The 22,200-nt window shown below is 71.3% G+C and carries 15 protein-coding genes; 8 read left to right on the top strand and 7 right to left on the bottom strand.

Annotated elements, in window-relative coordinates; genetic code table 11:
• Window positions 1-16: 16 nt before the first annotated feature.
• Window positions 17-562 (bottom strand): RBBP9/YdeN family alpha/beta hydrolase, encoded by a 546-nt coding sequence (locus tag ABD346_RS09220; RefSeq protein ID WP_344373673.1) that lies wholly within the window; start codon window positions 560-562, stop codon window positions 17-19.
• A gap of 123 nt (window positions 563-685) precedes the next feature.
• Between ABD346_RS09220 and ABD346_RS09215 the strand changes: the two genes are divergently transcribed.
• From ABD346_RS09215 to ABD346_RS09195, 5 genes are all read left to right on the top strand, one after another.
• Window positions 686-1,126: an Lrp/AsnC family transcriptional regulator gene (locus ABD346_RS09215; RefSeq protein ID WP_344374442.1), complete on the top strand. Its 441-nt coding sequence runs from the start codon at window positions 686-688 to the stop codon at window positions 1,124-1,126.
• A 676-nt stretch (window positions 1,127-1,802) separates the two neighbouring features.
• The gene (locus tag ABD346_RS09210) at window positions 1,803-2,468 is read left to right on the top strand and encodes a response regulator (RefSeq protein ID WP_344373671.1); all 666 of its coding nucleotides are present in this window, start codon (window positions 1,803-1,805) and stop codon (window positions 2,466-2,468) included.
• Between the two features lie 85 nt (window positions 2,469-2,553).
• Window positions 2,554-3,684, top strand: a complete 1,131-nt coding sequence (locus ABD346_RS09205) for a sensor histidine kinase (protein WP_344373669.1) — start codon at window positions 2,554-2,556, stop codon at window positions 3,682-3,684.
• Window positions 3,685-4,429: 745 nt separating this feature from the next.
• Window positions 4,430-5,755, top strand: a complete 1,326-nt coding sequence (locus ABD346_RS09200) for a peptide MFS transporter (RefSeq protein ID WP_344373668.1) — start codon at window positions 4,430-4,432, stop codon at window positions 5,753-5,755.
• Window positions 5,752-6,009 (top strand): cystatin family protein, encoded by a 258-nt coding sequence (locus tag ABD346_RS09195; protein WP_344373666.1) that lies wholly within the window; start codon window positions 5,752-5,754, stop codon window positions 6,007-6,009. The genes ABD346_RS09200 and ABD346_RS09195 overlap by 4 nt, the downstream gene beginning before the upstream one ends.
• A 111-nt stretch (window positions 6,010-6,120) precedes the next feature.
• On the opposite strand, the gene ABD346_RS09190 is transcribed toward ABD346_RS09195, so the two are convergent.
• Both ABD346_RS09190 and ABD346_RS09185 read right to left on the bottom strand, forming a co-directional pair.
• Window positions 6,121-12,294 carry a non-ribosomal peptide synthetase gene (locus ABD346_RS09190; RefSeq protein ID WP_344373665.1) on the bottom strand — a complete coding sequence of 2,058 codons (6,174 nt, stop codon included), beginning with the start codon at window positions 12,292-12,294 and terminating at the stop codon, window positions 6,121-6,123.
• The gene (locus ABD346_RS09185) at window positions 12,291-12,509 is read right to left on the bottom strand and encodes an MbtH family protein (protein ID WP_344373664.1); all 219 of its coding nucleotides are present in this window, start codon (window positions 12,507-12,509) and stop codon (window positions 12,291-12,293) included. The genes ABD346_RS09190 and ABD346_RS09185 overlap by 4 nt, the downstream gene beginning before the upstream one ends.
• A 374-nt stretch (window positions 12,510-12,883) precedes the next feature.
• Between ABD346_RS09185 and ABD346_RS09180 the strand changes: the two genes are divergently transcribed.
• Window positions 12,884-13,726, top strand: coding sequence for a helix-turn-helix transcriptional regulator (locus ABD346_RS09180; RefSeq protein WP_344373662.1), 843 nt, complete (start codon window positions 12,884-12,886; stop codon window positions 13,724-13,726).
• A gap of 42 nt (window positions 13,727-13,768) precedes the next feature.
• Here the strand turns inward: ABD346_RS09180 and cydB are convergent, their stop codons facing one another.
• The 3 genes from cydB to ABD346_RS09165 are packed head-to-tail and all read right to left on the bottom strand — an operon-like array spanning window position 13,769 to window position 17,579.
• Window positions 13,769-14,788, bottom strand: coding sequence for a cytochrome d ubiquinol oxidase subunit II (gene cydB, locus ABD346_RS09175; RefSeq protein WP_344373661.1), 1,020 nt, complete (start codon window positions 14,786-14,788; stop codon window positions 13,769-13,771).
• Between the two features lie 56 nt (window positions 14,789-14,844).
• The gene (locus tag ABD346_RS09170; protein WP_344373660.1) at window positions 14,845-16,392 is read right to left on the bottom strand and encodes a cytochrome ubiquinol oxidase subunit I; all 1,548 of its coding nucleotides are present in this window, start codon (window positions 16,390-16,392) and stop codon (window positions 14,845-14,847) included.
• On the bottom strand, window positions 16,389-17,579 hold the full coding sequence (locus ABD346_RS09165) for a TDT family transporter (RefSeq protein ID WP_344373659.1): 1,191 nt from the start codon (window positions 17,577-17,579) through the stop codon (window positions 16,389-16,391). The genes ABD346_RS09170 and ABD346_RS09165 overlap by 4 nt, the downstream gene beginning before the upstream one ends.
• Before the next feature lie 70 nt (window positions 17,580-17,649).
• Between ABD346_RS09165 and ABD346_RS09160 the strand changes: the two genes are divergently transcribed.
• Window positions 17,650-18,594 carry a LysR family transcriptional regulator gene (locus tag ABD346_RS09160; protein WP_344373658.1) on the top strand — a complete coding sequence of 315 codons (945 nt, stop codon included), beginning with the start codon at window positions 17,650-17,652 and terminating at the stop codon, window positions 18,592-18,594.
• A 170-nt stretch (window positions 18,595-18,764) separates the two neighbouring features.
• On the top strand, window positions 18,765-20,147 hold the full coding sequence (locus tag ABD346_RS09155; RefSeq protein ID WP_344373657.1) for an MFS transporter: 1,383 nt from the start codon (window positions 18,765-18,767) through the stop codon (window positions 20,145-20,147).
• 49 nt (window positions 20,148-20,196) lie between these two features.
• On the opposite strand, the gene ABD346_RS09150 is transcribed toward ABD346_RS09155, so the two are convergent.
• Window positions 20,197-22,113, bottom strand: a complete 1,917-nt coding sequence (locus ABD346_RS09150) for a helix-turn-helix domain-containing protein (protein ID WP_344373656.1) — start codon at window positions 22,111-22,113, stop codon at window positions 20,197-20,199.
• Window positions 22,114-22,200 lie beyond the last annotated feature (87 nt).

The following is a 22,200-nucleotide window of genomic DNA, read 5'->3' as shown; positions in this document are numbered from 1 at the left end:
CTTCAGCCCGGCCGTCTCACCGGTCGACCAGCCTGCGAAGGAGTTCCAGACCGGCCGGCCAATCGCCGAGACCGCTGGCGGCATTGATGTGGCCGCAGTTGTCGATCGGATGGTGCTGCGCCTGCCAGTCGCGCGCGAACGAGGCGGCCGTCTTCGGGTCGCAGTAGGGGTCGTCGTCACTGGCCACCAGCACGCTCGGGCATGGCAGGGGGCGGGCGGACAGGTCCAGGAAGGTGGACGCGGCCCGGCGCGGGAAGGCCGCCCCTCGCGGGTCCGGTGGGGCGGCCAGGAACGCCACCACTCCGTCGGGCCGCGCCCGGGCCAGCCACTGCGCGGCCGCCCAGCAGCCCAGGCTGTGGGCGACCAATGCCACCTGGCGCTCGCGCCGCGCGGCGGTCTCGTAGGCGGTCTGGATCGCGGCGACCCAGTCGGGCAGCTCCGGCCGGCTCCATGAGGCCGGCGCGATCCGGACCGCCGAGGCCCCCCACCGCTTCTCCCACCGGCTCTGCCAGTGCCGCTCGCCCGAACCGTCGATCCCGGGGATGACGACGTATCCGACCATCGTCTACCGTCCTTCCACTCGTGGCCCCTGCACCTGGCGGGCCTGCCCTGCGGTGATTCTCGATGGACCAGCGGTGGCAGCCGAGCTCGGCAAGTGATCTCAAAGAAAGTGGCGGTGACAACGATGGAATCACTCGACGAGATCGACCTCTCCATCCTGGATCTGCTCCAGGCCGACGGCCGGCTCACCGGCGCCGAGGTCGGCCGCCGGGTCGGGCTCTCGCAACCGGCGGCCAGTGCCCGCATCCAGCGTCTGGAGAAGAGCGGGATCATCACCGGCTACCGCGCCGTCGTCACCCCGGCCGCGGTAGGGCTGAACATCCACGCCGTCGTCCGGCTTCGTACCACGCACGCGCAGCTGTCCCAGGCACTCACCCTGGCCGCCCGCACTCCCGAGGTCGTCTCGACCCTGCGGACAACCGGCGAGGACTGCCTGCTGTTCGACGTGCACTGTTCCCACGCCGAACGCCTTGAGCAAGTCGTGGACTCCCTCGCTCGGTACGGCCCCGTCACGACCTCCCTCGTCCTGCGCAGCTATCCGCCCAAATCGCTGCCGACGGGTTGAGCGCCAACGCCACGCCCCGAGGCCCGTGGCCCGGTGGCGTAGGGCCCGACCGTGTTTCCCGGGCCGTCCGGAAGCCCGACACCGAGCCGGTGCCGGAACTCACCCATAACTCTGCTTTATGCATGCATAAACGATGTTCCACTACCGGACGGGGCAACGCAGCCCGAATATGGGTACAGACGGTCGGATTCTCCCCCTCGGGGAGGCATTCAGGCATTCACCTTTTGTGGCACATCGATTGCATTGGCCTGCGCGAGGCGAGGCTCTATTCCTGACCCGACGAGGAGTTCCTCCCGCTGCCATTCTTTTTCGCTCGCCCTGCAGTCCGCACGGCGCGGGCCGCAGCCGTGGGAGACGCGACGCGCCCGCGCACTGCGCCCGGCAGGGCGTACATGGACCCGGTTCAACAGGCGGCCCCGCGGTTCCGTACGGCTTCCGTACGGCCGCCAGGGCACTCCGTATGCGGCATGAATATAGTGGTCTTCGAATTCCTCGTTCTTTTTTTGCACTTCAGGACTTTGGTCCCATGAGGTCATGGACTTTTTCCCGGATGCCACTGGGACTGAAGGAGCGCAGTTTCCTTGCCGAGGTCAGGAAGAATGAGGTCCTGCGACCGTTCCGCTCCCAGGAGGGAGTGACGTAACGGGCCGCGTCCGGAATCCCGAGGAGAAGACACATGCTCAGCGTCGCGCTGGTGGACGACGAAGAACTCGTGCGGGTCGGCCTGCGTTCCATCCTTGAATCCGACCCGGAGATCAAGGTCGTGGCCGAGGCCGACGACGGCCGGGGCGCCCTCGACATCGTGCGGCGGCACCACGTGGACGTACTCGCCATGGACCTGAACATGCCGGGCCTCGACGGACTCGGCGTGCTCAAGGAGCTGCGGCACTCCCCGGATACGCCCCCGGTGCTCTTCCTCACCTCGTTCGGCGCGGGGGGCCAGGTGTACGACGCGCTGGAGGCCGGGGCGTCCGGCTTCGTACTCAAGGGGGACTCGCCCGGCGAGCTGCTGCGCCATGTGCACGCGGTCGCCGACGGCCACGCGGCGGTCTCCTCGCCCGTGCTGCGCTGTCTCATGCGAAGCGCGCTGGCTCGTCGCGACGACACGCTCGGGCCCACCGCCCGCAGCCGCATCGAGTCGCTGTCCAACCGCGAGCACGAGGTCTTCGTGCTGCTCGGCGACGGTCTCAGCAATGCGGACATGGCCCAGCAGCTGCTGATGAGCGAGGGCACGATGAAGTCGTACGTGTCCCGGGTCCTGGCCAAGCTGAAGGTGTCCAACCGGACCCAGGGCGCCCTGCTGTCCGCCCAGTTCACCCGTTGGCGCCGCGACAGCGCGTGATCTCCGCCGGCGGGCCGGCACTCCTCGTGCCGCTGGTCGAGAGCCACCGCCGAACCCACTCCTGCCCTCTCCTGGAGAGTTCGTCTTGCCTTCCCTGTCCGCCCGCGCCCACTTGCGGCCCACCGCGCTGCTCCGTGCGCTCACGTCTGTGCAGTGGGACCTCGTCGCGGCCGCCTCGGCGTTCGCCCTGTCGTTGCTGTTCGTCCTGCCTCTGGGGACCCCCGGTCCGGGCGCGGTCGGCGGCCTCGTGGCCGGCACGGTCGCTGTCGCCCTGCGCCGAGGTCCCTTCCCGTTGCCGCTGGCGGTCGCCTGCCTGGGCTTCGTCCTCTCCGGCGAGAACACCGCGCTCTCCTTCGTCGCCTACGCCGCCGGCCGCTGGCTGCCGACGCGGCAGGCGTGGGGTTCCGCGGCGGTCGCCGCCGTGCTGCCCCTCTTCTCCCGGCTCCAGACGGCCGACCTCACCTGGCACACGCTCTCGGGCGAGGACTACCTCGCGGTCGTCGTGATCACCGCACTCGGCCCGACCGCCATGGGCACGCAGATCCGGGCGCGGCGTCAGGAGCGTGAGTTGGCGGCCGAACGAGAGGCCCGCCGCAAGGCGGAGGCCGTCTCGGCCGAGCGCCGCCGGATCGCCCAGGACATGCACGACCTGGCCGGGCACCACCTCACCGCGACCATCATGCTCACCGAGAACCTCCTGACCCGGCTCACCGCGGGCACGCCCTGCTCCTGCCTGGAGCGGACGGGGCCCGCGCTCCAGCACATCGCGTCCCAGAGCCGGTCCGCGCTGGAGCAGTTGCTGACGGTCGTGCAGTGCACCCCGCCGTCGTTGTCCGTCGGCGAACTGTGCACGTCGATGCGCGGCGTCGGACTGCGCATCGACACCTCCCCCGGTCTCGACGACGTGCTCGCGGCGGCGGATCCGCGCCACCGCGCGGCCGCGGAATGTGTCGCCACGGAAGCGCTCACCAACGCCGCGAAGCACGCGCCCGGCGCGCGCGTGACGGTCACGGCCGCCGCTGTCGGCGGCGGCCTGGTGCTCGCCGTCACGAACGGGCCCGGCTGCGCACGGCGTTCGAGCCCCCTGCCTGGTTCGGGTTCGGGCCTCGCCGGGATGCGCGCCCGGTCCGAGGAGCTGAGCGGCACCCTCACCGCCGGCGCCACCCCGGACGGCGGGTTCCGCGTCGAGGCTCGCTTCGCGCCCAGTCCGCGCTGAGGCGGGCCGGCGCGGGAACCCGGCGACGCACCGACGCCACCGCGCTCGTCCGTCCCCACCGGAGTCCGCCGCTCTCGTGACTTTCGTGCACGCCGGCATCGACTTCCGGCACCCGCCGCGGCGGGTGTAATGAATCCGCGCGACGGCCGCTTGAGCAGAGTGGTCCACCGCGCATCCGCTCCCCCCACTGGAGGGCACGCGGAGAACCCCGGCAGGGCCGGGCGGCCGACCTCCCCCGTCGGCCGCCCGGCCCTGCTTCCGTATTTCGTACGGTGAACCGCGCAGCGGGCGCGACCTCGATGGGAAGTACCCGAACGTCTCCGTGCGAGATGCGCCGCCGAGCCGGCCGCCGAGGCCCGGAAGTTCCGGTCTCAGCGGTCGACCGGCCCACCGGGCGAGCCGAAAGGCCGTACACCGCCACGAAAGTGGCACTCGCCCGTCCTCCTCTGCACCACAACGTCCCGGGGTCCCGGAGGCTTTCGGCTCTGCCTGCTCCGTGGTCCGGCCGGGACCCTGATGAGGGGGATCTCCAAAGGATCTTCCTCCTTCCGTGGACCGCCGCGAGGCCTGCGCTCACCGCTGCCCCCGGTCCTCCTGCCCGAGAACTCGAAGAACAGGAAAGACACACATGTCGCTCACCTCGAACAGAGTGGAGGTGATCGCAGAGAACCGCGCCCGCAAGGGCCTGCTGCCGCTTTGTCTGAGTGAGGCAGCAGAGCGGTTCTCCTAGCGATCCTTCTACGGTATGCGGGCGGTGCTCGCGCTCTTCCTGGTGGACCGGGTCCACGGCCTCGGCATGAGCTCCGGCACGGCCACGGCGCTCGTCGGCGCCTACCTGTCCGCCTGCTATTTCACCGCGCTGCCCGGCGGCTGGGTCGCCGACCGGCTGCTCGGCGCCCGCAGGGCGGCTCTGCTCGGCGGTGTGGTCATCCTGCTCGGGCACGTGTCGCTGGCGCTCGACCTCGGGGCCGCCACGGTCTACACCGGCCTCGTCCTGGTCGCCCTCGGCACCGGGCTGCAGAAGCCCAACATGACCGCTCTCGTGGGCAAGTTGTTCGCGGACCGCGACGACCGCGAGAGGGATGCGGCGTACAGCAAGTTCTACGCCAGCATCAACATCGGCGGTCTTGTGGCGACACTGCTCGTCGGCTGGCTCGGCGTGACGTTCGGCTGGAGCATCGCCTTCGGCGCCGCGGCCGTGGGCATGGGGCTCAGCCTCATCGTCTTCGTACTGAGCGGTGGCCTGCGGAGCGTCGACGATCGGCCCGCCCGACCGCTGACCCGGGAGGAGGCGGTCCGGGTCCGCACCTGGACGCTGCTGGGCACCGGCGCGGCCGTCGTGCTCGTCCTGGCGGCCTCACTCACCGGCGTGCTCACCCTGCCGCGCTGCCTCACCGCGTTCACCGTCCTCGCCGTGCTCGTGCCGGTCGGGTACTTCGTCAAACTGCTGCGGCGCACGGACCTCGGCGACCGGGGGCGTTCCGGCATCAAGGCGTACGCCTGGCTGTTCGCCGCCGCCGTCGTCTTCTGGTGCATCTACGACCTGGCCGCCTCCAACGTGCAGCTCTTCGCCAACGAGCACGTGGACATGATGGGCCTGCCCGTCACCTGGCAGGCTGCCATGAACCCCGTCCTGATCATCCTGCTGGCCGGTGCGCTGGCCGTGGTCTGGCAGCGCGTCAGCGTCTCGGCGCCGGCCAAGTTCGCCACCGGTCTGCTCCTGTGCGGGGTCTCGTTCCTGCTGCTCTCCGTCGCCGCGGCGCGAGCCGTCGGGGACGTGCGGATCTCGCTGCTGTGGCTGGTCGGCCTGTACTTCCTGCAGACCCTCGGTGAACTGTTCCTCAGCCCCACCGGCCTCTCCCTGAGCCACCGGCTCGCCCCGGCCGGGATGGGCTCCCAGCTCGCCGGGCTGTTCTTCCTGTCCGCCTCCGCCGGCGATGCGATCGGCGGCCAGGTCGCCTCCCGACTGGACGGCGTGGCCCTCTATTTGACGCTGGGCAGCCTCGCGGTCCTGGTCGGCCTCGGGACAGCGGTGGCCACGCCACGGATCCGGGCACTCATCGAGTCGTGACGGAGCAGCGAGAACAGGGCTGGGCCCGAACCGCCACAAGCGGTTCGGGCCCAGCCCTGTTCTGCGACAGGCGGTCCGGTCAGCGGCTGGCCCTCGGCCACGTCGTCGATGCCGACGAGCAGGTCGTCGCCGGTACCCGCTACATCCTCACGATCGAGGCGGCCGGTCCTGCCGGGGCGGCCCGGTACGAGGCCCAGGTGTGGGTCAAACCCTGGGAAGACTCACGGCAGTTGACCGACTTCCGTGCTCTGTGACTTCGGCGTCACGCGCGAGACGACGAAATGACCCGCTCGGCCCGCACGCAGTGTGCGGGCCGAGCGGGTCTCGTCACCACGGCGGTCCGTGGGCCCGCCGCCGGACGCCGATCACGTCCCGTCGGGCATCGCCTCCGTGTCCGAGCCCGGCCGGGGCAGGAAGCCGGTGCCGGCGTAGTACGCGAGGTAGCGCTGGATCAACTCGTCATGGATGACAGGGCAGTTGAGGCCGGAGCCGCTCAGGTCGCGCCGGGCGTTGACGCCTGCGAAGCGCGGCGGGGTGTGTCCGGTGGGCAGGGTGACCGGGGAGTCGCCGTACAGGAGGGCGATGCTCGGGATGGCGCTGTCCTCGGGGGCGTCCGCGGCGGCGGCCGTGAGGGCTGCCTGCCACTCCGGCCCGGACAGGGCCTCCATCCGGTGACCGGCGAGCCGTGCCTGGCGCAGCACGTCCTCGGGTCGGGTGGGTGTGGGGTTGGTCAGGGTGTAGGAGACGACGGGCCCCTCGGGCACCGCCCGGCGGGACAGGTGGACGATGGCGGCCGCCATGTGGTCCACCGGCACCAGGTCCTCGGGTTCGAGGGTGCCTTCGGCGTCGGGTGCGGCGCCGAGTTCCACACAGGCCTTGACGAACTTCCAGAAGGAGTCGTCGGTGCCGGCGGCCCCGGAGGCCGTGTGGCCGCTGATCCGGGCGGGCCGGTGGATCGTGGTGGGGATGCCCCGGCGCTTCGCCTCGCGCATCAGCTCCTCGGCCACCCACTTGGTCTGGATGTAGCCGTTGGGCAGCACCAGTTCGGGGGCGACGCGGCGGTCTTCGGCGAGGTCGGCGGGGTTGTCCCCGGTTCCGACCAGGACGCTGCCGGTGGACACGTAGTGCACGGGGACGCCGCCGCCCCGCGCTGCGAGGCGCACGACGTCCTGGGTGGCCAGGACGTTGGCGGCCTTCATCCGCCGGTACGGGTCCACGTGGTGCACGCGTGCGCCGTTGTGGTAGATGACGTCGACCCGGTCGGCGAGTGCCGTGAACTCGCCCTCGGGGAGGCCGAGCAGCGGCTGTTCCAGGTCGCCCGCGACGGCGTTGACCCGCTTGTGCAAACTCTCGTCCCACAGGCCGTACCGGGCCAGGCTCCGTTCGACGCGGGCCGCCGCTTCGTCGGGCCCGGATGCCCGGACCACACAGGTCACGGTGGCGTCGGTGTGGACGCGCAGGAGCTCCGCGAGGAGGAAGGACCCGAGGAAGCCCGTCGCGCCGGTGAGCAGCACCTCCTGCGGGTCGTGCGGGCGAGGTGTGTTGGCACGGTTCACCGTGATCGACGGGTCCAGGCGGGCCTCGGCCGCCAGGTCCACGTCGTCCACCGCGCCGCCCTCGACGGTCCGGGCCAGGGCGGCCACGGTCCGGGACGTGAAGACGGTCCGGACGGGGACGTCGACGCCGAGTTCGGCCTGGATGCGGACGACGAGTCTGGTGGCGAGCAGGGAGTGACCGCCCAGCGCGAAGAAGTCGTCGTCGATGCCCACCCGGTCGGTGCCGAGCAGCTCGGCGTACAGCGCGCACAGGGTCCGTTCGAGACCGGTGCGGGGCAGCCGCGAGTCCGTCGTGGACGCGGTCGGTGCGGGCAGGTTCTTGCGGTCCGTCTTGCCGTTGCTGGTCACCGGAAGCTCGTCGAGTACGACGATCGCGGACGGCACCATGTAGGCGGGAAGCCGGGTCGCCAGGTGCTCGCGCACGTCGGCGACGTCCAGGCCGGTCCCGGTCATGTAGCCGACCAGGCGCTTGTCGCCGGGCCGGTCCTCGCGTACGACGACCACCGCCTGCGCCGCACCCGGGAACGACGCGAGCGCACTCTCCACCTCCCCCAACTCGATCCGGAAACCACGGATCTTCACCTGATCGTCCACACGGCCCGCGAACACCAACTCACCCTCGCGATTCCAGCGAGCCAGATCACCCGTGCGATACATCCGCTCACCCACCCCACCAAAGGGACAGGCGACAAAACGCTCCGCCGTCAGATCCGGACGACCCAGATAACCACGCGCCAGACCCGCACCCGCGATGTACAACTCCCCCACCACCCCCGCCGGAACAGGCCGGAGCCACTTGTCCAGGACGTACACACGGGTGTTGGCCACGGGCCCGCCGATCGGCGGCACGGATCCGTCCGCGCGCAGCGGTGCGGCCATGGTCGCGGACACGGTGCTCTCGGTGGGGCCGTACGCGTTGATCATGCGGCGGTCGCCGCACCAGCGGGCGACCACTTCCGGCGGGCACGAGTCCCCGCCCACGACCAGGGTGCGCACCGTGGGCAGCGAGCCCTCCGGCAGGACGGCCAGGGCGGCGGGGGGAATGAGCGCGGTGGTCACGCCGTACCGGGCGACGGTGTCCACCAGCGGCTGTCCCACCTCCAGGTCCTCGGCGCGGGCCAGGACCAGGGTGGCCCCGGTCAGGAGCGAGCCGCACAGGTCGAGGACGGACGCGTCGAAGCTGGGCGAGGCGAACTGGAGGACCCGGCTGCCCGGTCCGGTCCCGAAGACCCGGACCTGGTGGGCGACCAGGCTCGCGAGGCCGGTGTGGCTGACCGCGACGGCCTTGGGCAGGCCGGTCGAGCCGGAGGTGTAGATGAGGTACGCCGCGTTGGCGGCGTTCAGCGGCCGTACTCGGTGTGCCGCGGTGAACGGCTCCCCGGGAGGCAGCTCGTCGAGGGTGTCCAGCAGCAGGCGGGGCACGTCCACCGGGGGCAGGGTCTGCTCCAGGCCCGTCACGGTGAGCAGCAGGGCGGGTGCGCTGTTGCCGAGGACGTACTCGATCCGCTGACGCGGGTAGGCGGGGTCGACCGGTACGTAGACGGCTCCGGTCTTGGCGACCGCGAGCACCGCGGTGATCCACTCCAGGGAACGCGGCATCGACACGGCGACGGTGTCCTCGGCACCGATGCCGCGGGCCGCCAGGAGGTGGGCGAGGCGGTCGGCCCGGGCGTCCAGTTCGGCGTAGTCGACCTCGACCCCGTCGGCGATCACGGCGGGCGCGGCGGGGTCGCGGGCCACTTGCGCCGCGAACAGGTCGGGCAGTGTGGCCGCCGGCAGGTCCAGGGCGGTGGCGTTCCAGTCCACGAGGATCCGCTCGCGGTCGGCGGCCGACAGGAGGTCGAACTGCCCGATCCGGGTGTCCGGTTGGCGAACCACCGTTTCCAGGACGCGCACGAGCTGCTCGGTCAGGGCCTGGACGGTGTCGTGGTCGAACAGGTCGCGGGCGTATTCGAGCGCACCCGTGATCCCGGCGGCATGGCCGTCGGCGGACCGGTTCTCGACCAGGTTCAAGGTCAGGTCGAACTTGGGCGAGTCGAGCCGCAGGAGCTCCGTGCGGCAGTCGAGGCCGGGCAGCTCCGGGTCGGGCATCGCCTGGTTGAGGACGAACATGACCTGGAACAGCGGGTGTCGCGCCACGGACCGGTCGGGCGCGAGCTCCTCGACCAGCCGGTCGAACGGAACGTCCTGGTGGCCGAAGGCGTCCAGGTCCGCGTCCTTCACCCGGGCCAGGAGGTCCCGGAAGGTGGGGTTGTCCGCGAGGTCGGCGCGCAGCACCAGGGTGTTGACGAAGAACCCGACGAGGTCGGTGAGCGCCTCGTCGGTGCGGCCCGCGATCGGGCTGCCCACCGGGATGTCCTCGCCCGCGCCGACGCGGTGCAGCAGGACCGCGAGGGCTGCGTGCAGGACCATGAAGAGCGTGGTGTCGGTCTCGCGCGCCACCTGCTGGAGCCGTTCGTGCAGCGCGGCGTCGAGGACCAGCGGCACGTCGCCGCCATGGTGGGTCGGGGCGGCGGGGCGTGGGCGGTCGTAGGGGAGGGCGAGCTCGGGGGGTGCACCCTCCAACGCCCTTCGCCAGTAGGCCAGTTGACGGGAGTGCGCGCTGTCCGGGTCGTCGGCCGAGCCGAGGAGCTCCGGGTGCCACCGCGTGTAGTCGGCGTACTGGACGGGCAGCGGTTCCCAGCCGGGGGCGCGCCCGGTCCGGCGCGCCGCGTAGGCGGTGGCCAGGTCGCGCAGGAGCGGGTCCACCGACCAGCCGTCGGCGGCTATGTGGTGCACGGTCAGCAGCAGGACGTGCTCGTCGGGCCGGGTGCGCAGCAGGCGCGGCGCGAGTGGGGTCCGGGTCAGGTCGAAGACGTGGCTCTTCGCGCGGGAGCAGGCGGCCGCCAGCGCCTGTTCGTCGACTTCTTCGACGGGTAGGTCCACCGGCGCGGCCGGCAGGATCCGCTGTCGCGGTTCGCCGTCCACCTGGACGTAGACGGTGCGCAGCACCTCGTGGCGCCGGACCAGGTCGGTCAGGGCGGCCCGCAGTGCCTCGATGTCCAGTTGTCCCGTGAGCGTGAGGGCGAACGGCAGGTTGTAGGTGGCGCTGGGGCCCTCCAGCCGGTCGAGGATCCACAGGCGTCGCTGGGCGAAGGAGAGGGGCATGTCGCCGTCGCGAGGCGTGGGCCGCAGGGCCGGCCGTTCACAGGCCCGGGCCGACTCCAGGTGCGCGGCGAGGTGGATCGGCGTGGGGAGGGCGAAGACGTCCCGGACCGATGCGTCCACGCCGAGGGCCGACCTGATGCGCGCGGCGAGTCTGGTGGCGAGCAGGGAGTGACCGCCCAGCGCGAAGAAGTCGTCGTCGATGCCCACCCGGTCGGTGCCGAGCAGTTCGGCGTACAGCGCGCACAGGATCGTCTCGTACGGGGTGCGCGGCGCACGGCGGGGACCTTCGGCCGTCGTGGCCGCCGTCGGGGCGGGCAGCGCCTTGCGGTCGACCTTGCCGTTGCCGGTGAGGGGCAGGGCGTCGAGGACGACGATCGCGGACGGCACCATGAAGGCGGGAAGCCGTCCGGTGAGGAAGGCGTGGACCTCGGCGACGTCCAGGCCGGTCCCGGTCATGTAGCCGACCAGACGCTTGTCACCGGGCCGGTCCTCGCGCACGACGACCAACGCCTGCGCCGCACCCGGGAACGACGCGAGCGCACTCTCCACCTCCCCCAACTCGATGCGGAAACCACGGATCTTCACCTGGTCGTCCGCACGACCCGCGAACACCAACTCACCCTCGCGATTCCAGCGAGCCAGATCACCCGTGCGATACATCCGCTCACCCACCCCACCGAAGGGACAGGCGACAAAACGCTCCGCCGTCAGATCCGGACGACCCAGATAACCACGCGCCAGACCCGCACCCGCGATGTACAACTCCCCCACCACCCCCGCCGGAACAGGCCGGAGTTCGCCGTCGAGGACGTAGGCCCGGGAGTTGTCCAGGGGGCGGCCGATGGGGACCACCTGGCCGACGTCCGTGACCGAGCGCACGGGGTGGGCCGTGGCGGCGACGGTGGCCTCGGTGGGGCCGTACAGGTTGCGGACGGTGATGCCCGGGTTGGCCTCCAGGATCCGGTGGACCGCCTTGGGCGGGGCGACGTCGCCGCCGGTACCCAACTCCCGCACCGTTCCCAGGCATTCGGGCCGCTCGGCGGCGACCAGGTCGAACAGCGCGGCGGTGAGGAAGAGCCCGGTGACGTCGTACTCGGAGATCAGCTCGGCCAGGTCGTGCGTGTCGTTGGGGCCCGGGGGCGCCACCACCACGGTGCCGCCGTTGAGGAGGGGCGCCCACAGCTCGTAGGTGGCGGCGTCGAAGGAGTGCGGGGAGTGCAGGAGCACTCGGTGCTCGTCGTGGTCGTGCCAGGAGCGGTCGGTGGCGAAGGACGTCACGTCGCGGTGGGTGACGGCCACGCCCTTGGGCGTTCCGGTGGAGCCGGAGGTGTACATCACGTAGCAGAGGTGGTCACCGGACAGCGGTACGGCGGGGTCGCCCCCCGGCCGGCCGGCGAAGGCCTCCTCGTCCAGGAGCAGTTCGGTGGCGTCGTGCTCGAACGCGACGTGGGCGGAGGCCGGGTCGCGCAGCAGGACGGCGGCGCCGGCCTGGGCGGTGATCCAGCGGAGGCGGTCGGCGGGGAAGTCGGCGCGCAGCGGAACGTAGCCGCCGCCCGCCTTCAGGACGGCGAGGATCGCGGTGACCAGGTCGGGGCCGCGTTCCATGAGCAGCGCGACCGGGGCGTCGGGGCGGACGCCCAGGTCCACGAGGCGGTGCGCCAACCGGTTGGCCCTGGCGTCGAGTTCGGCGTAGGTGAACGTGGTCCCTCCGCCGACCACGGCGAGCGCGTCCGGCGTGCGGGCTGCCTGCGCGGCGAACAGACCGGGCACCGTCCGCGCCGGGAACGCCTCGTCGGCGGCCCGCCGGCCGGGACGGGTCATCGCGGGGTGCGTCATGCCGCGCTCCCGGCCATGGCGTCGACGAGGCTCTGCGGCCGGATGTCGGACCAGTTGGCGTTGACGTACTCGATGCACGCCTGCCGGGTGTCCTCGCCCTTCACGACCGTCCAGCCGGCCGGCGGCTCGGCGAAGGCCGGCCACAGCGAATGCTGACCCTCACCGTTGGCGAGAACCAGGAACGCGGCGCGTTCGTCGTCGAATGGGTTGCTCATTTCGTCTCCGATCAGATGGTGCGGCGGCCGCGGCTTCGGGAAGAGGAAGCGGATTCGCTTACCGGTCCCATTCCTCGGGAGATATGCGTCGCTCGCCCGGCAATCGCCGCGGGCCAAATTGGTGGACCCATTCTGCGTTAAGGGGGCCGCCACTTGCAGTGTCGGGACCAGGAGTTACGATCCTTTTCCGTGGTTGCGCAGGAAGCACACGGATCCGGGGCGGCCGCGGCTCCTGCCCAGTATTTTCAAGGCCAATTCCGCGCAGTCCGCTGCTTGTTCGGCGTCGAAACGGAACGGTGCCCACCCTCTTTGTGTAAAGGATCCGTATGAGTATTCGGGACCAAAGTCCACTGCATGTCCGGGACCAAGGTCCGGTGCTGGAATTGACGGCACCACTGGCCGAAGGGCAGGCCGTGGGACGGCTGTTGCGGGCTTGGCGGCACCGCATGGACCGCCGGTCCGCGCACGGTTCACTGGGCGGCCCCCACCGGTCGCGCGGCCGGCTCTCGCAGGCTGACGTGGCCCGTCTCACCGGGGTGAGCGAAGGGTGGTACCGCGCTCTGGAGACCGGCACGCGGCGGGACTTCTCGGATGCCTTCCTCCAGGCGGTCGCCGACGTCCTGCGCCTCGACGAGGCCGAACGGCTCACCCTGTTCCTGGGGGTATCGGGCCGGCGCCCGCCGGAGGAGCACACGGCACCGTCCCCTCCACCGGCGGGCGTGCTCGACCTGCTCGAGGTGCAGAACCCGCATCCCGCCTACCTCTCCGACGAGTCGTGGAACGTGGTCGCCGCCAACGCGACGATGGCGCACTGGTTCCCGTGGGTGCGCGAGCCGCGGCCGAACCTGATGCGCTGGGTCCTGCTCGCCCCGGAGGCCCGCACCCAACTCCTGGACTGGGAGGACGACTTCGCCCGGGTCTATCTGGCGATGCTCCGCATCGCGGCCAACCGCAACCCCGGCAGCCCGCACCTGCGGGCGCTCATCGGCGACCTGCTGACCGACGCCGACTGCCGTCGCATCTGGTCCGACGAACACGGCGTCGTCGAGCACCCCGACGGTCACCGCATCCGGCTCCGGCTGCCCGTGCACGAAGGGGCGGTCGTCGAGGTGACCAGCCAGGTACTCCTGCCGGTCGCCAGCCGGGACCTGCGGTTCGTCATCGTCACCCGGAACGACGCCGCCACGGCAGGACCGGACCGGCGGCCCGCGCCGTGACGCGCTTCTCCCCGTCCGGGGCCGACGGGGAGAACGCCGCGCTCAGTCCCCCGTGCGCGACAGGGCGGGCGCCGGAGGGCGGGCGAGGCCGACGCGCTTGCGGAAGACCCAGTACGTCCAGGCCTGGTAGCCCATGACGACGGGGGTCATGAAGCCCGCGACCCAGGTCAGGATCTTCAACGTATGGGGACCGGCCGCCGAGTTCGCGACGGTGAGGCTCCAGTCGGGGTTGAGCGACGAAGGCATGACGGCGGGGAACATCACGAGGAAGAGCAGCGTGACGAGCGCGGCGACCGCGCACCCCGACATCGCGAAGGCCCAGCCGTCCCGGGAGTTCTCGGTCAGCTCGACGGCGAGCACCAACGTCGCGATGACGGCGGCCGCCAGGACCAGGCCGGCGCCGCTGCTGCCGCGCATGTGGGTCCAGAGCAGGAAGCCGAGGGTGAGGGCCACGGTGAACCCGCCGGTCCGGCGGGCCGTCCGACGGGCCCGCTGCCGGATCTCGCCCTCCGTCTTGAGCACGGCGAACAGCGCGCCGTGCAGGGTGAACAGACTCAGCGTGACGAGCCCGCCGAGCAGGGCGTACGGGCCGACGAGGTCGAGCAGGGTGCCGGTGAAGTTCTTGTCCGGGCCGATCGGGGTCCCGTGCACCAGGTTCGCGAAGATCGCGCCCCACAGGAAGGCGCAGACCAGGGACGACCAGAAGATCGCGCGGTCGCAGGCGAGCTTCCAGGGTGCGTCGTCGCGCTTGTGGCGGTATTCGAGGGCGACGCCGCGCACGATCAGGCAGGTCACCACGGCCAGCATCGGCAGGTAGAAGCCGCTGCACAGCGTGGCGTACCAGTCGGGGAAGGCGGCGAAGGTGGCGCCGACGGCAGTCAGCAGCCACACCTCGTTGCCGTCCCAGACCGGGCCGATCGTGACCAGCAGAACACCGCGCTCCTCCTCGTCACGGGCGACGACCCGGGTGAGTATGCCGATGCCGAAGTCGAATCCCTCGAGGAAGAAGTAGCCGGTCCACAGGACGGCTATCAGCACGAACCAGAGGTCGTGGAGTTGCATGGGGGTGTTTTCCCTGAACAGGTCGGTGCGGCGGGGCGGTTGGGCGGGTTCGGCGGTCAGTAGGTGAGGGCCGGGATCCGGTCGGGGACGCTCTCCTCCAACTCCCTTTCCCCCGGTGGGAGTTCGTCGGTCTGCGGTCCGGCCTTGGCGTACCGGACCATGAGGCGCACCTCGACCACCGCGAGCGCCGCGTACAGCAGCGTGAAGACGGTCAGCGAGAGGACGACCGAGGTGGTGGAGACGCCGGGTGAGACTGCGTCGGCGGTCTTCATCAGGCCGTTCACCGCCCAGGGCTGGCGGCCCATCTCGGTGAAGATCCAGCCGAACGAGTTGGAGACGAGCGGGAATCCCATGGTGAGGATGCCGACGCGCCAGAACCACCGGGCGAGGAACGGGGCGAGTTCGCGTTCCTTGGTGAGGGCGAGCCGGGGCACTTCGTCCTCGGCCGTACGCAGCCGGCGTGCCAGCCACCACTTCCTGCGGGTCAGCCACAGCCCGGCCGTCGCGGCGCCGCACGACACCATGCCGAAGGTGATCATCAGCCGGAAGCCCCAGAACGTCATGAAGATGTTCGGGACGTAGTCCTTGGGATCTCCGCCGTAGCGGGCGGCCTCCTGCCGGGCGATGTCGTTGATGCCGGGGACGGCGTCATCGAAGTTGTGGTGGGCGAGGAAGGACAGCAGACCGGGTACCTCGACGGCGACGTCGTTGCGGCCCTCGTCCAGGTCGCCGACGGCGAACACCGAGAACGGCGCGGGCTGTTGGGTGTCCCACAGGGCCTCGGCCGCCGCCATCTTCATCGGCTGCTGCTCGAACATGACCTGTCCGAGGCTGTCGCCGCTGATCGCGGTGGCGAGTCCGGCGACTGCCGCGACGGCGAGGCCGAGGCGCAGCGAGGTGCGCATCACGGCGGTCCGCCCGCGCTGCCCGGCGCCGGGTTCCTCACCCCGGTCCTGCGCCCGCCTCGCCCTGACGAGGTGGAAGCAGGCGATGCCGACGACGAAGGCGCCACCGGTGAGGAACGACGCGCTGAGCGTGTGCCAGGCGTTGACCAGGACGGTCTCCTGGGTCAACACGGCCCACAGGTCGGCCAGTCGGGGCCTGCCGGTGGCCTTGTCGAGCCGGTACCCCACCGGATGCTGCATCCAGGCGTTGGCCGCCAGGATGAAGTACGAGGACAGGACCGTGCCGAGCGAGACCAGCCAGATGCAGGCGCAGTGGACCTTCTTCGGCAGCTTGTTCCAGCCGAAGATCCACAGCCCGATGAAGGTCGACTCCAGGAAGAAGGCGATGAGCGCTTCGAAGGCGAGCGGGGCCCCGAAGACGTCTCCGACGAACCGTGAGTAGTCGGACCAGTTCATGCCGAACTGGAACTCCTGGACGATGCCGGTGACGACGCCCAGGGCGATGTTGATCAGGAAGAGCTTGCCCCAGAACTTGGTGGCGTGGAAGTACTTCTCCTTGCCGGTCCGTACCCACGCGGTCTCGAGTCCCGCCGTGACGGCGGCGAGTGAGATCGTCAGGGGTACGAACAGGAAGTGGTAGACCGTGGTGATGCCGAACTGCCAGCGGGCCATGGTCTCCGGGGCGAGAGCCAGGTTCACGAGGCGGCCCTGAGCGCGGGGACGGGAACGGCGCGGACGGCGGCGGGGACGGGGGTGGGCGGGGGCAGGAACAGGGTGCCGCGCAGGGCGCCCTTGGCGGTGCGGACCGCGGTCACGGCCCAGGCGGCGACGAGCAGGGCGTACAGAGCGATGGCGGCCCAACGGAACAGGTTGGCGTCGGTGCGGGCGGCCAGGCCGATCGAGCCGGTCACGCAGGTGCCCACGGGGAAGGTGAAGCCCCACCAGGTGAGGTTGAAGGGCAGCCCGGTGGTGCGGGCGGCACGGATGGTCACGGCGGCGGCGATGACCAGCCAGATCATCGCGAAGCCCCAGGTGACGACGCCGAAGACCTCGGCGAAGACGGCCAGGCCGCGGGCGTACTCACCGGGCAGGGCGCTGGGCGCGGCGTTGGCGAGCAGCCCCGCGGCGGTCACCGACTGGCCCAGCGGGCCGAGCACGATCCACAGGGTGGGAACGGTCCCGGCGGGAGGCATGTCCTGGTGCACAAGGCGCGAGAAGATCATGTTGATGACGATGAACGCGGCGAACAGGCTGATGCCGAACATCGCGAGGCAGGCCAGGATCATGGTGAGGCGCAGCTGCCCGGCGGGGGTGTGCGGGATGAGCAGGGCGCCCATGGCGGCCGACACCATGGGGGGCACGACCGGCATCAGCCAGCCGCCGAAGGCGGCGTCCGGGGCCGCCTTGTGCCGGGTGATCATCCGGTAGGGGACGGTGAAGGCGGCGAGCAGTCCGAGCACGGTACCGGCCAGCCACAGGGTCCAGTCGACGGCGACAGCGGCTTCCAGGCCGATCCAGTCCTTGCCGAGCAGCAGGGTTCCGGCGCCGATGGTCATCAGGGCCATCGGAGGAGCACCGTAGAACTGCGACATCACGGGGTTGTTGCCGTGGGCCAGCGCGATGTCCCGGTGGCGCACCCAGTGCACGGTCCAGGAGGTGGCCATCACCACGAGAAGCAGCGAGGCGCACGCCCACACCACCGTGGCAGCGGTCCGCAGGCCCGGGAACTGGAGGGGAAGGGTGGCGGCGGCGTTGGCGACGATGCCGGTGCCCATCACGGAGGCGAACCAGTTCGGGCCGAGGTGCCGGAAGGCATCCCGGGGCTGCTCAAGGTCACGCAGCAGGCGGCGCCGCGCAGGGGCGGAAGGTGCGATCTTGGTGCTCATGGCCCCACCCTGCGACGGGCCGGATGAGCGCGGTAGAGGGATCAGACCAATGCGTCCATAGAATGAACCTATGCGCCTGTCTCCTCATGTCCCCGACCTCTCGGCCCTTGACCTGCTGCTGAGCGTCATCGAGCTGGGCAGCCTCGGCCGGGCAGCGGAGGCTCACGGCATCAGCCAGCCCTCGGTCAGCTCGCGCATCCGCTATCTGGAGAAACTGGTGGGCGTCCCCGTCCTCGAGCGTACGACGCTGGGCTCCCGGCCCACCCCGGCCGGCGCGCTGGTCGCCGAATGGGCTCAGGAGGTCCTCGACTCGGCCCACCATCTGGACGTGGGCATCCAAGCCCTGCGGGACAGTCGGCACTCCCGGCTGCGCGTCGCCGCCAGCCAGACCATCGCCGAATACCTCTTCCCGCGCTGGCTGGTGGCGCTGCGCGGCCGCACCTCCACGACCACGGTCGCCCTCGAGTCCGGGAACTCGTCGGAGGTCGGCGCCGCCGTCCTGGAGGGGCGCGCCGAGATCGGGTTCATCGAGAGCCCGCGTGCCCCGAAGGGGCTGCACAGCCAGCCGGTGGCGAAGGACCGGCTCGTCGTCGTGGTCGCCCCCGACCACCCATGGGCGCGGCGCGGCACGGTCTCCCTGGACGAACTGGCCGAAAGCCAGCTGATCCAGCGGGAGTCCGGCTCCGGCACCCGGACCGCCTTCGAGCGGGCGATGCTCAAGCAGCTGCCCGACTGGCAGGCGTCCGCCGCCCTGGAGCTGTCCTCGACGACCGCGATCAAGTCGGCGGTGGCGGGCGGGGTCGGCCCCGCGGTGCTGAGCTCGCTCGCGGTCGCGGCCGAGCTGGCCAACGGTACGCTCAGGTCCCCCACCGTGACGGGCCTGGAGCTGGACCGCGTGCTGCGCGCCGTCTGGCCCACCGGTCACCGCCCCACGGGCCCCGCCCGCGACCTGGTCGCCATCGCCCGCCAGTCCGCCGCCCCTCGCAGCGCGACCCGGCCGAGCCGCGGCCTGTGACGGGCAGGGCCTCTCGGGGTTCCTGACTACGCCTGCCACATCCCTTCATAGTGGCTCCCCGCATAGCCTGCCTCCGAAGTGTGGTGCCCCACCACATATCCGGCTGACCAGCGCATTCCTACGGTGTGGCAACACGTATCGTCCCCGCCCACCGCCCGGAAGTGGTACCCATGGCCGCCTCTGCAACCGCTCCCCCGCCCGCCACCAACCTCAAGCGCGTCGTCGCCGCCAGCCTCATCGGCACGACCATCGAGTGGTACGACTTCTTCCTGTACGGGTCGGCCGCCGCCCTCGTGTTCAACAAGCTGTTCTTCCCGGAGTCCGCGCCGCTCGTCGGCACGCTGCTCTCCTTTCTCACGTATGCCGTGGGCTTCGCGGCGCGGCCGCTCGGGGCGCTCGTGTTCGGGCACTTCGGGGACCGGCTCGGCCGTAAGAAGCTGCTCGTGGTGAGCCTGCTCATGATGGGCGGGGCCACCTTCGGCATCGGCCTGCTGCCCACCCACGCCACGGCGGGGGCCGCGGCTCCCGTGCTGCTCACGGCGTTGCGGCTGGTGCAGGGGTTCGCGCTGGGCGGCGAGTGGGGCGGGGCCGTGCTGCTCGTGTCGGAGCACGGGGACGCCCGGCGGCGCGGGTTCTGGTCCTCGTGGCCCCAAACCGGCGCCCCCGCAGGGCAGCTGCTCGCCGCCGGGGTGCTCTCCGCGCTCACCGCGCTGCTGAGCGACGACGCGTTCACGGCATGGGGCTGGCGCATACCGTTCCTGCTGTCCGGTGTGCTCGTCCTCGTCGGCCTGTGGATCAGGCTCTCGGTGGATGAATCGCCGGTGTTCAAGGCCGCGTTGGCCCGGGCCGAGGCCCGCAAGGCGGACAGCGTCACCGAGAAGCTGCCGCTCGTCGCGGTGCTGCGGGACCACTGGCGCGATGTCCTGGTCGCCATGGGAGCCCGGATGGCGGAGAACATCAGCTATTACGTGATCACTGCCTTCATCCTGGTGTACGCGACCACCTCGGCCGGGATGGCCAAGCAGACCGCGCTCAATTCCGTACTCATCGCCTCCGCCGTGCACTTCGTGGTGATCCCGGCGTGGGGCGCCCTTTCGGACCGGGTCGGGCGCAGGCCGGTGTATCTGATCGGCGCCCTCGGCGTCGGCGCCTGGATGTTCCCGTTCTTCGCGCTGATCGACACCGGCAGCTACGGAAACCTGATCCTCGCCGTCACCGTCGGCCTGGTGTTCCACGGGGCGATGTACGCACCACAGGCAGCGTTCTTCTCGGAGATGTTCGCGACCCGGATGCGGTATTCGGGCGCTTCGATCGGCGCGCAGTTCTCCTCCGTGGCGGCCGGTGCGCCCGCGCCGCTGATCGCGACGGCGCTGCTCTCCGACTACGGCACGTCGACGCCGATCGCCCTGTACGTCATCGCGGCCGTGCTGCTCACCGTGGTCGCCGTCGGGTGTGCGAAGGAGACCCGGGAGCGGGATCTGGAGTGTGTGGACGGCGCCGCACAGGGTGTTCCCGCCACATCCGCACGCGGGGTGGATGCCCGAACTGCCTAGCATGAGCCGGGAGTTGGTGTGGGGTGGCCATGCGGTGCCGCCCCACCCTTCACGGCGTCATGGCCGGCGCCGCCACATGGAGGCGCAGGGCCAGTTGGATTTCCAGGGCGCGGGCGGGGGACTGCCAGTCGGGGCCCAGGAGGCGGCCGATCCGGTCGAGGCGCTGGGCCACCGTGTTCACATGGACGTGCAGATGCTCCTTGGTGCGGGCCGGGCTCATGCCGTTCGCGAAGTACGCGTCGAGGGTGCGGACCAGGTCGCTCCTGCGTTTCCTGTCATACGCCACGACCGCGCCGATCGTCCGGTCGACGAACCCGCCGATGTCCCGGGTGTCCGCGAGCAGCAGCCCGAGGAAGCCGAGGTCCTGGGCCGCGGCCCCTTCACCGGAGCGGCCGAGCAGGCGCAGCGCCTCCAGGCAGCGGCGCGCCTCGGCGTACGCGGTGGCGACCGCTGCGGGTGTCACGGCGGGAGCCGCGACGGCGGCGGACGCGCCGACCGTGACGGGCTCGTGGAGGGCGGCGCTCAGCTGTTTCGCCGTCTGCCGGGCCACCTCGGCCGGGGTGTCGCCCGGGCCCAGCGGAAGGAGCAGCACCGTACCGCCGTCGCGGGTCGAGGCCAGGCCGTGCCGGGTCGCGGCCAGGTATGCGGCGGCGGAGCCGATGCGCCGGCGCTCCTCGGTGCGGCGGGCGGCGGTGCCCGGGTCGAGGCCGTCGATGCGGGCGGCGATCACCACGTGCGGGGCGTCGAGGTCGGCCCGCAGCCGGGCGGCGCGTTCCCGCAGCAGCCGGGGGTCGCGGCCCGGCGCGTCCAGAAGGTCGTCCAACAGCTCGCCCCGCACACGTTGTTCGGCCTCGCCGGCCGAGCGCCGGTTGAGCAGCAGGAGCGAGGTGACCAGGGCGGCCCGTTCCAGGGTGCGCCGGTCGACGGGATCGAGGCCCGGCTGGCCGTGCAGGACCAGCGCGCCCAGGAGTTCGCCGCCCGCGGAGACTCCGGCGAGCCAGTCCTCGCCGTGGCGGATCGCGTGGCCGTCGGTGCCGCTCAGGCGCAGGACGGCGGTGTGTGCCGAGTCGGCGTCGGCGAACTCGACCATGCCGTCGAGGACTTCGGACACCGCGTCGGCCACGTCGTGGACTCCGCCGCCGCGCAGCACCAGTTCGGTGAGCCGGTCGTGGACCTCCGACGCCCGTTCGAGGACCGCGCTGTGGTCCCGGATGGTCTCGTTGGCCATCTCCAACTCGGCCAGCGCGGAACGGGTTTCGGCCAGCAGGTTGGCGGTGTCGATGGCGACGGCGGCATGCGCGGCGAAGGAGCCGAGCAGCGCGATCTCCTCGCGTGCGAAGACCCGCGGGTGCCGGTCGGCCGCGAAGAGCACCCCGATGACGGTACTGCCGAGCATGAGGGGCACCCCGAGAATGGCGACGAGTCCCTCGTCGCGTACGCCGGTGTCGATGGCGCTGGTGTGCTGGAAACGCTCGTCGTCGAAGTAGCTGGAGGTGACGTACGGGCGGGCGGTCTGCGCGACGAGCCCGCCGAGCCCCTCGCCCATGCCGAGGCGCAGCTGCTGGAAGCGGGCGGCCACGGAGCCTTCGGTGACCCGCATGTAAGTGTCGCCCGCCGTGGGGTCGTTGAGGCTGAGGTAGGCGACCTCCGTGCCGAGCAGCGAGCGGGCCCGCTGCACGATGGCGCGCAGTACGGCGTCCAGGTCGCGCAGGCCGGCGAGGTCGTGGGCGGTCTCGAACAGGGCGGACAGCTCGGCCTCGCGGCGTCTGCGCCCTTCGAGGTCGGCCCGTACGCGCAGGGCGAGCTGTTTCGCGGCCTCCAGGCCGGCGAGCGCCTCGGGTGGCGCGCCGTCGGCGCGGGCGAGGAGCGCCGGGCGGTCGTACGCCTCGGCGGGCGCGCCCCGGGCGAGGAGTGCCAGGTAGGGGGCTTCGGGGTGGTCGTGGGGATGCGCTGGGTCGTGGGACATGGTCACAGGGATACCTGCCGGGTGGGCGGCCTCGCCAGGCCTGTGGACAACTCTTGAGGGGTGCAGAACAAGCAGGAGAACGGGCAG

This window comes from Streptomyces mauvecolor (genome assembly GCF_039532965.1).
Lineage (GTDB): Bacteria > Actinomycetota > Actinomycetes > Streptomycetales > Streptomycetaceae > Streptomyces > Streptomyces violascens.
Note: the sequence above shows the minus strand (reverse complement) of the source record. Positions and strands in the feature narration are given on the sequence as shown.

Coding starts and splice junctions, on each gene's coding strand:
- ABD346_RS09190 (WP_344373665.1), bottom strand. CDS start 12,294: ATGACGCACCCCGCGATGACCCGTCCCGGCCGGCGGGCCGCCGACGAG.
- ABD346_RS09215 (WP_344374442.1), top strand. CDS start 686: ATGGAATCACTCGACGAGATCGACCTCTCCATCCTGGATCTGCTCCAG.
- ABD346_RS09160 (WP_344373658.1), top strand. CDS start 17,650: ATGCGCCTGTCTCCTCATGTCCCCGACCTCTCGGCCCTTGACCTGCTG.
- ABD346_RS09150 (WP_344373656.1), bottom strand. CDS start 22,113: ATGTCCCACGACCCAGCGCATCCCCACGACCACCCCGAAGCCCCCTAC.
- ABD346_RS09200 (WP_344373668.1), top strand. CDS start 4,430: ATGCGGGCGGTGCTCGCGCTCTTCCTGGTGGACCGGGTCCACGGCCTC.
- cydB (WP_344373661.1), bottom strand. CDS start 14,788: ATGCAACTCCACGACCTCTGGTTCGTGCTGATAGCCGTCCTGTGGACC.
- ABD346_RS09185 (WP_344373664.1), bottom strand. CDS start 12,509: ATGAGCAACCCATTCGACGACGAACGCGCCGCGTTCCTGGTTCTCGCC.
- ABD346_RS09220 (WP_344373673.1), bottom strand. CDS start 562: ATGGTCGGATACGTCGTCATCCCCGGGATCGACGGTTCGGGCGAGCGG.
- ABD346_RS09155 (WP_344373657.1), top strand. CDS start 18,765: ATGGCCGCCTCTGCAACCGCTCCCCCGCCCGCCACCAACCTCAAGCGC.
- ABD346_RS09165 (WP_344373659.1), bottom strand. CDS start 17,579: ATGAGCACCAAGATCGCACCTTCCGCCCCTGCGCGGCGCCGCCTGCTG.
- ABD346_RS09210 (WP_344373671.1), top strand. CDS start 1,803: ATGCTCAGCGTCGCGCTGGTGGACGACGAAGAACTCGTGCGGGTCGGC.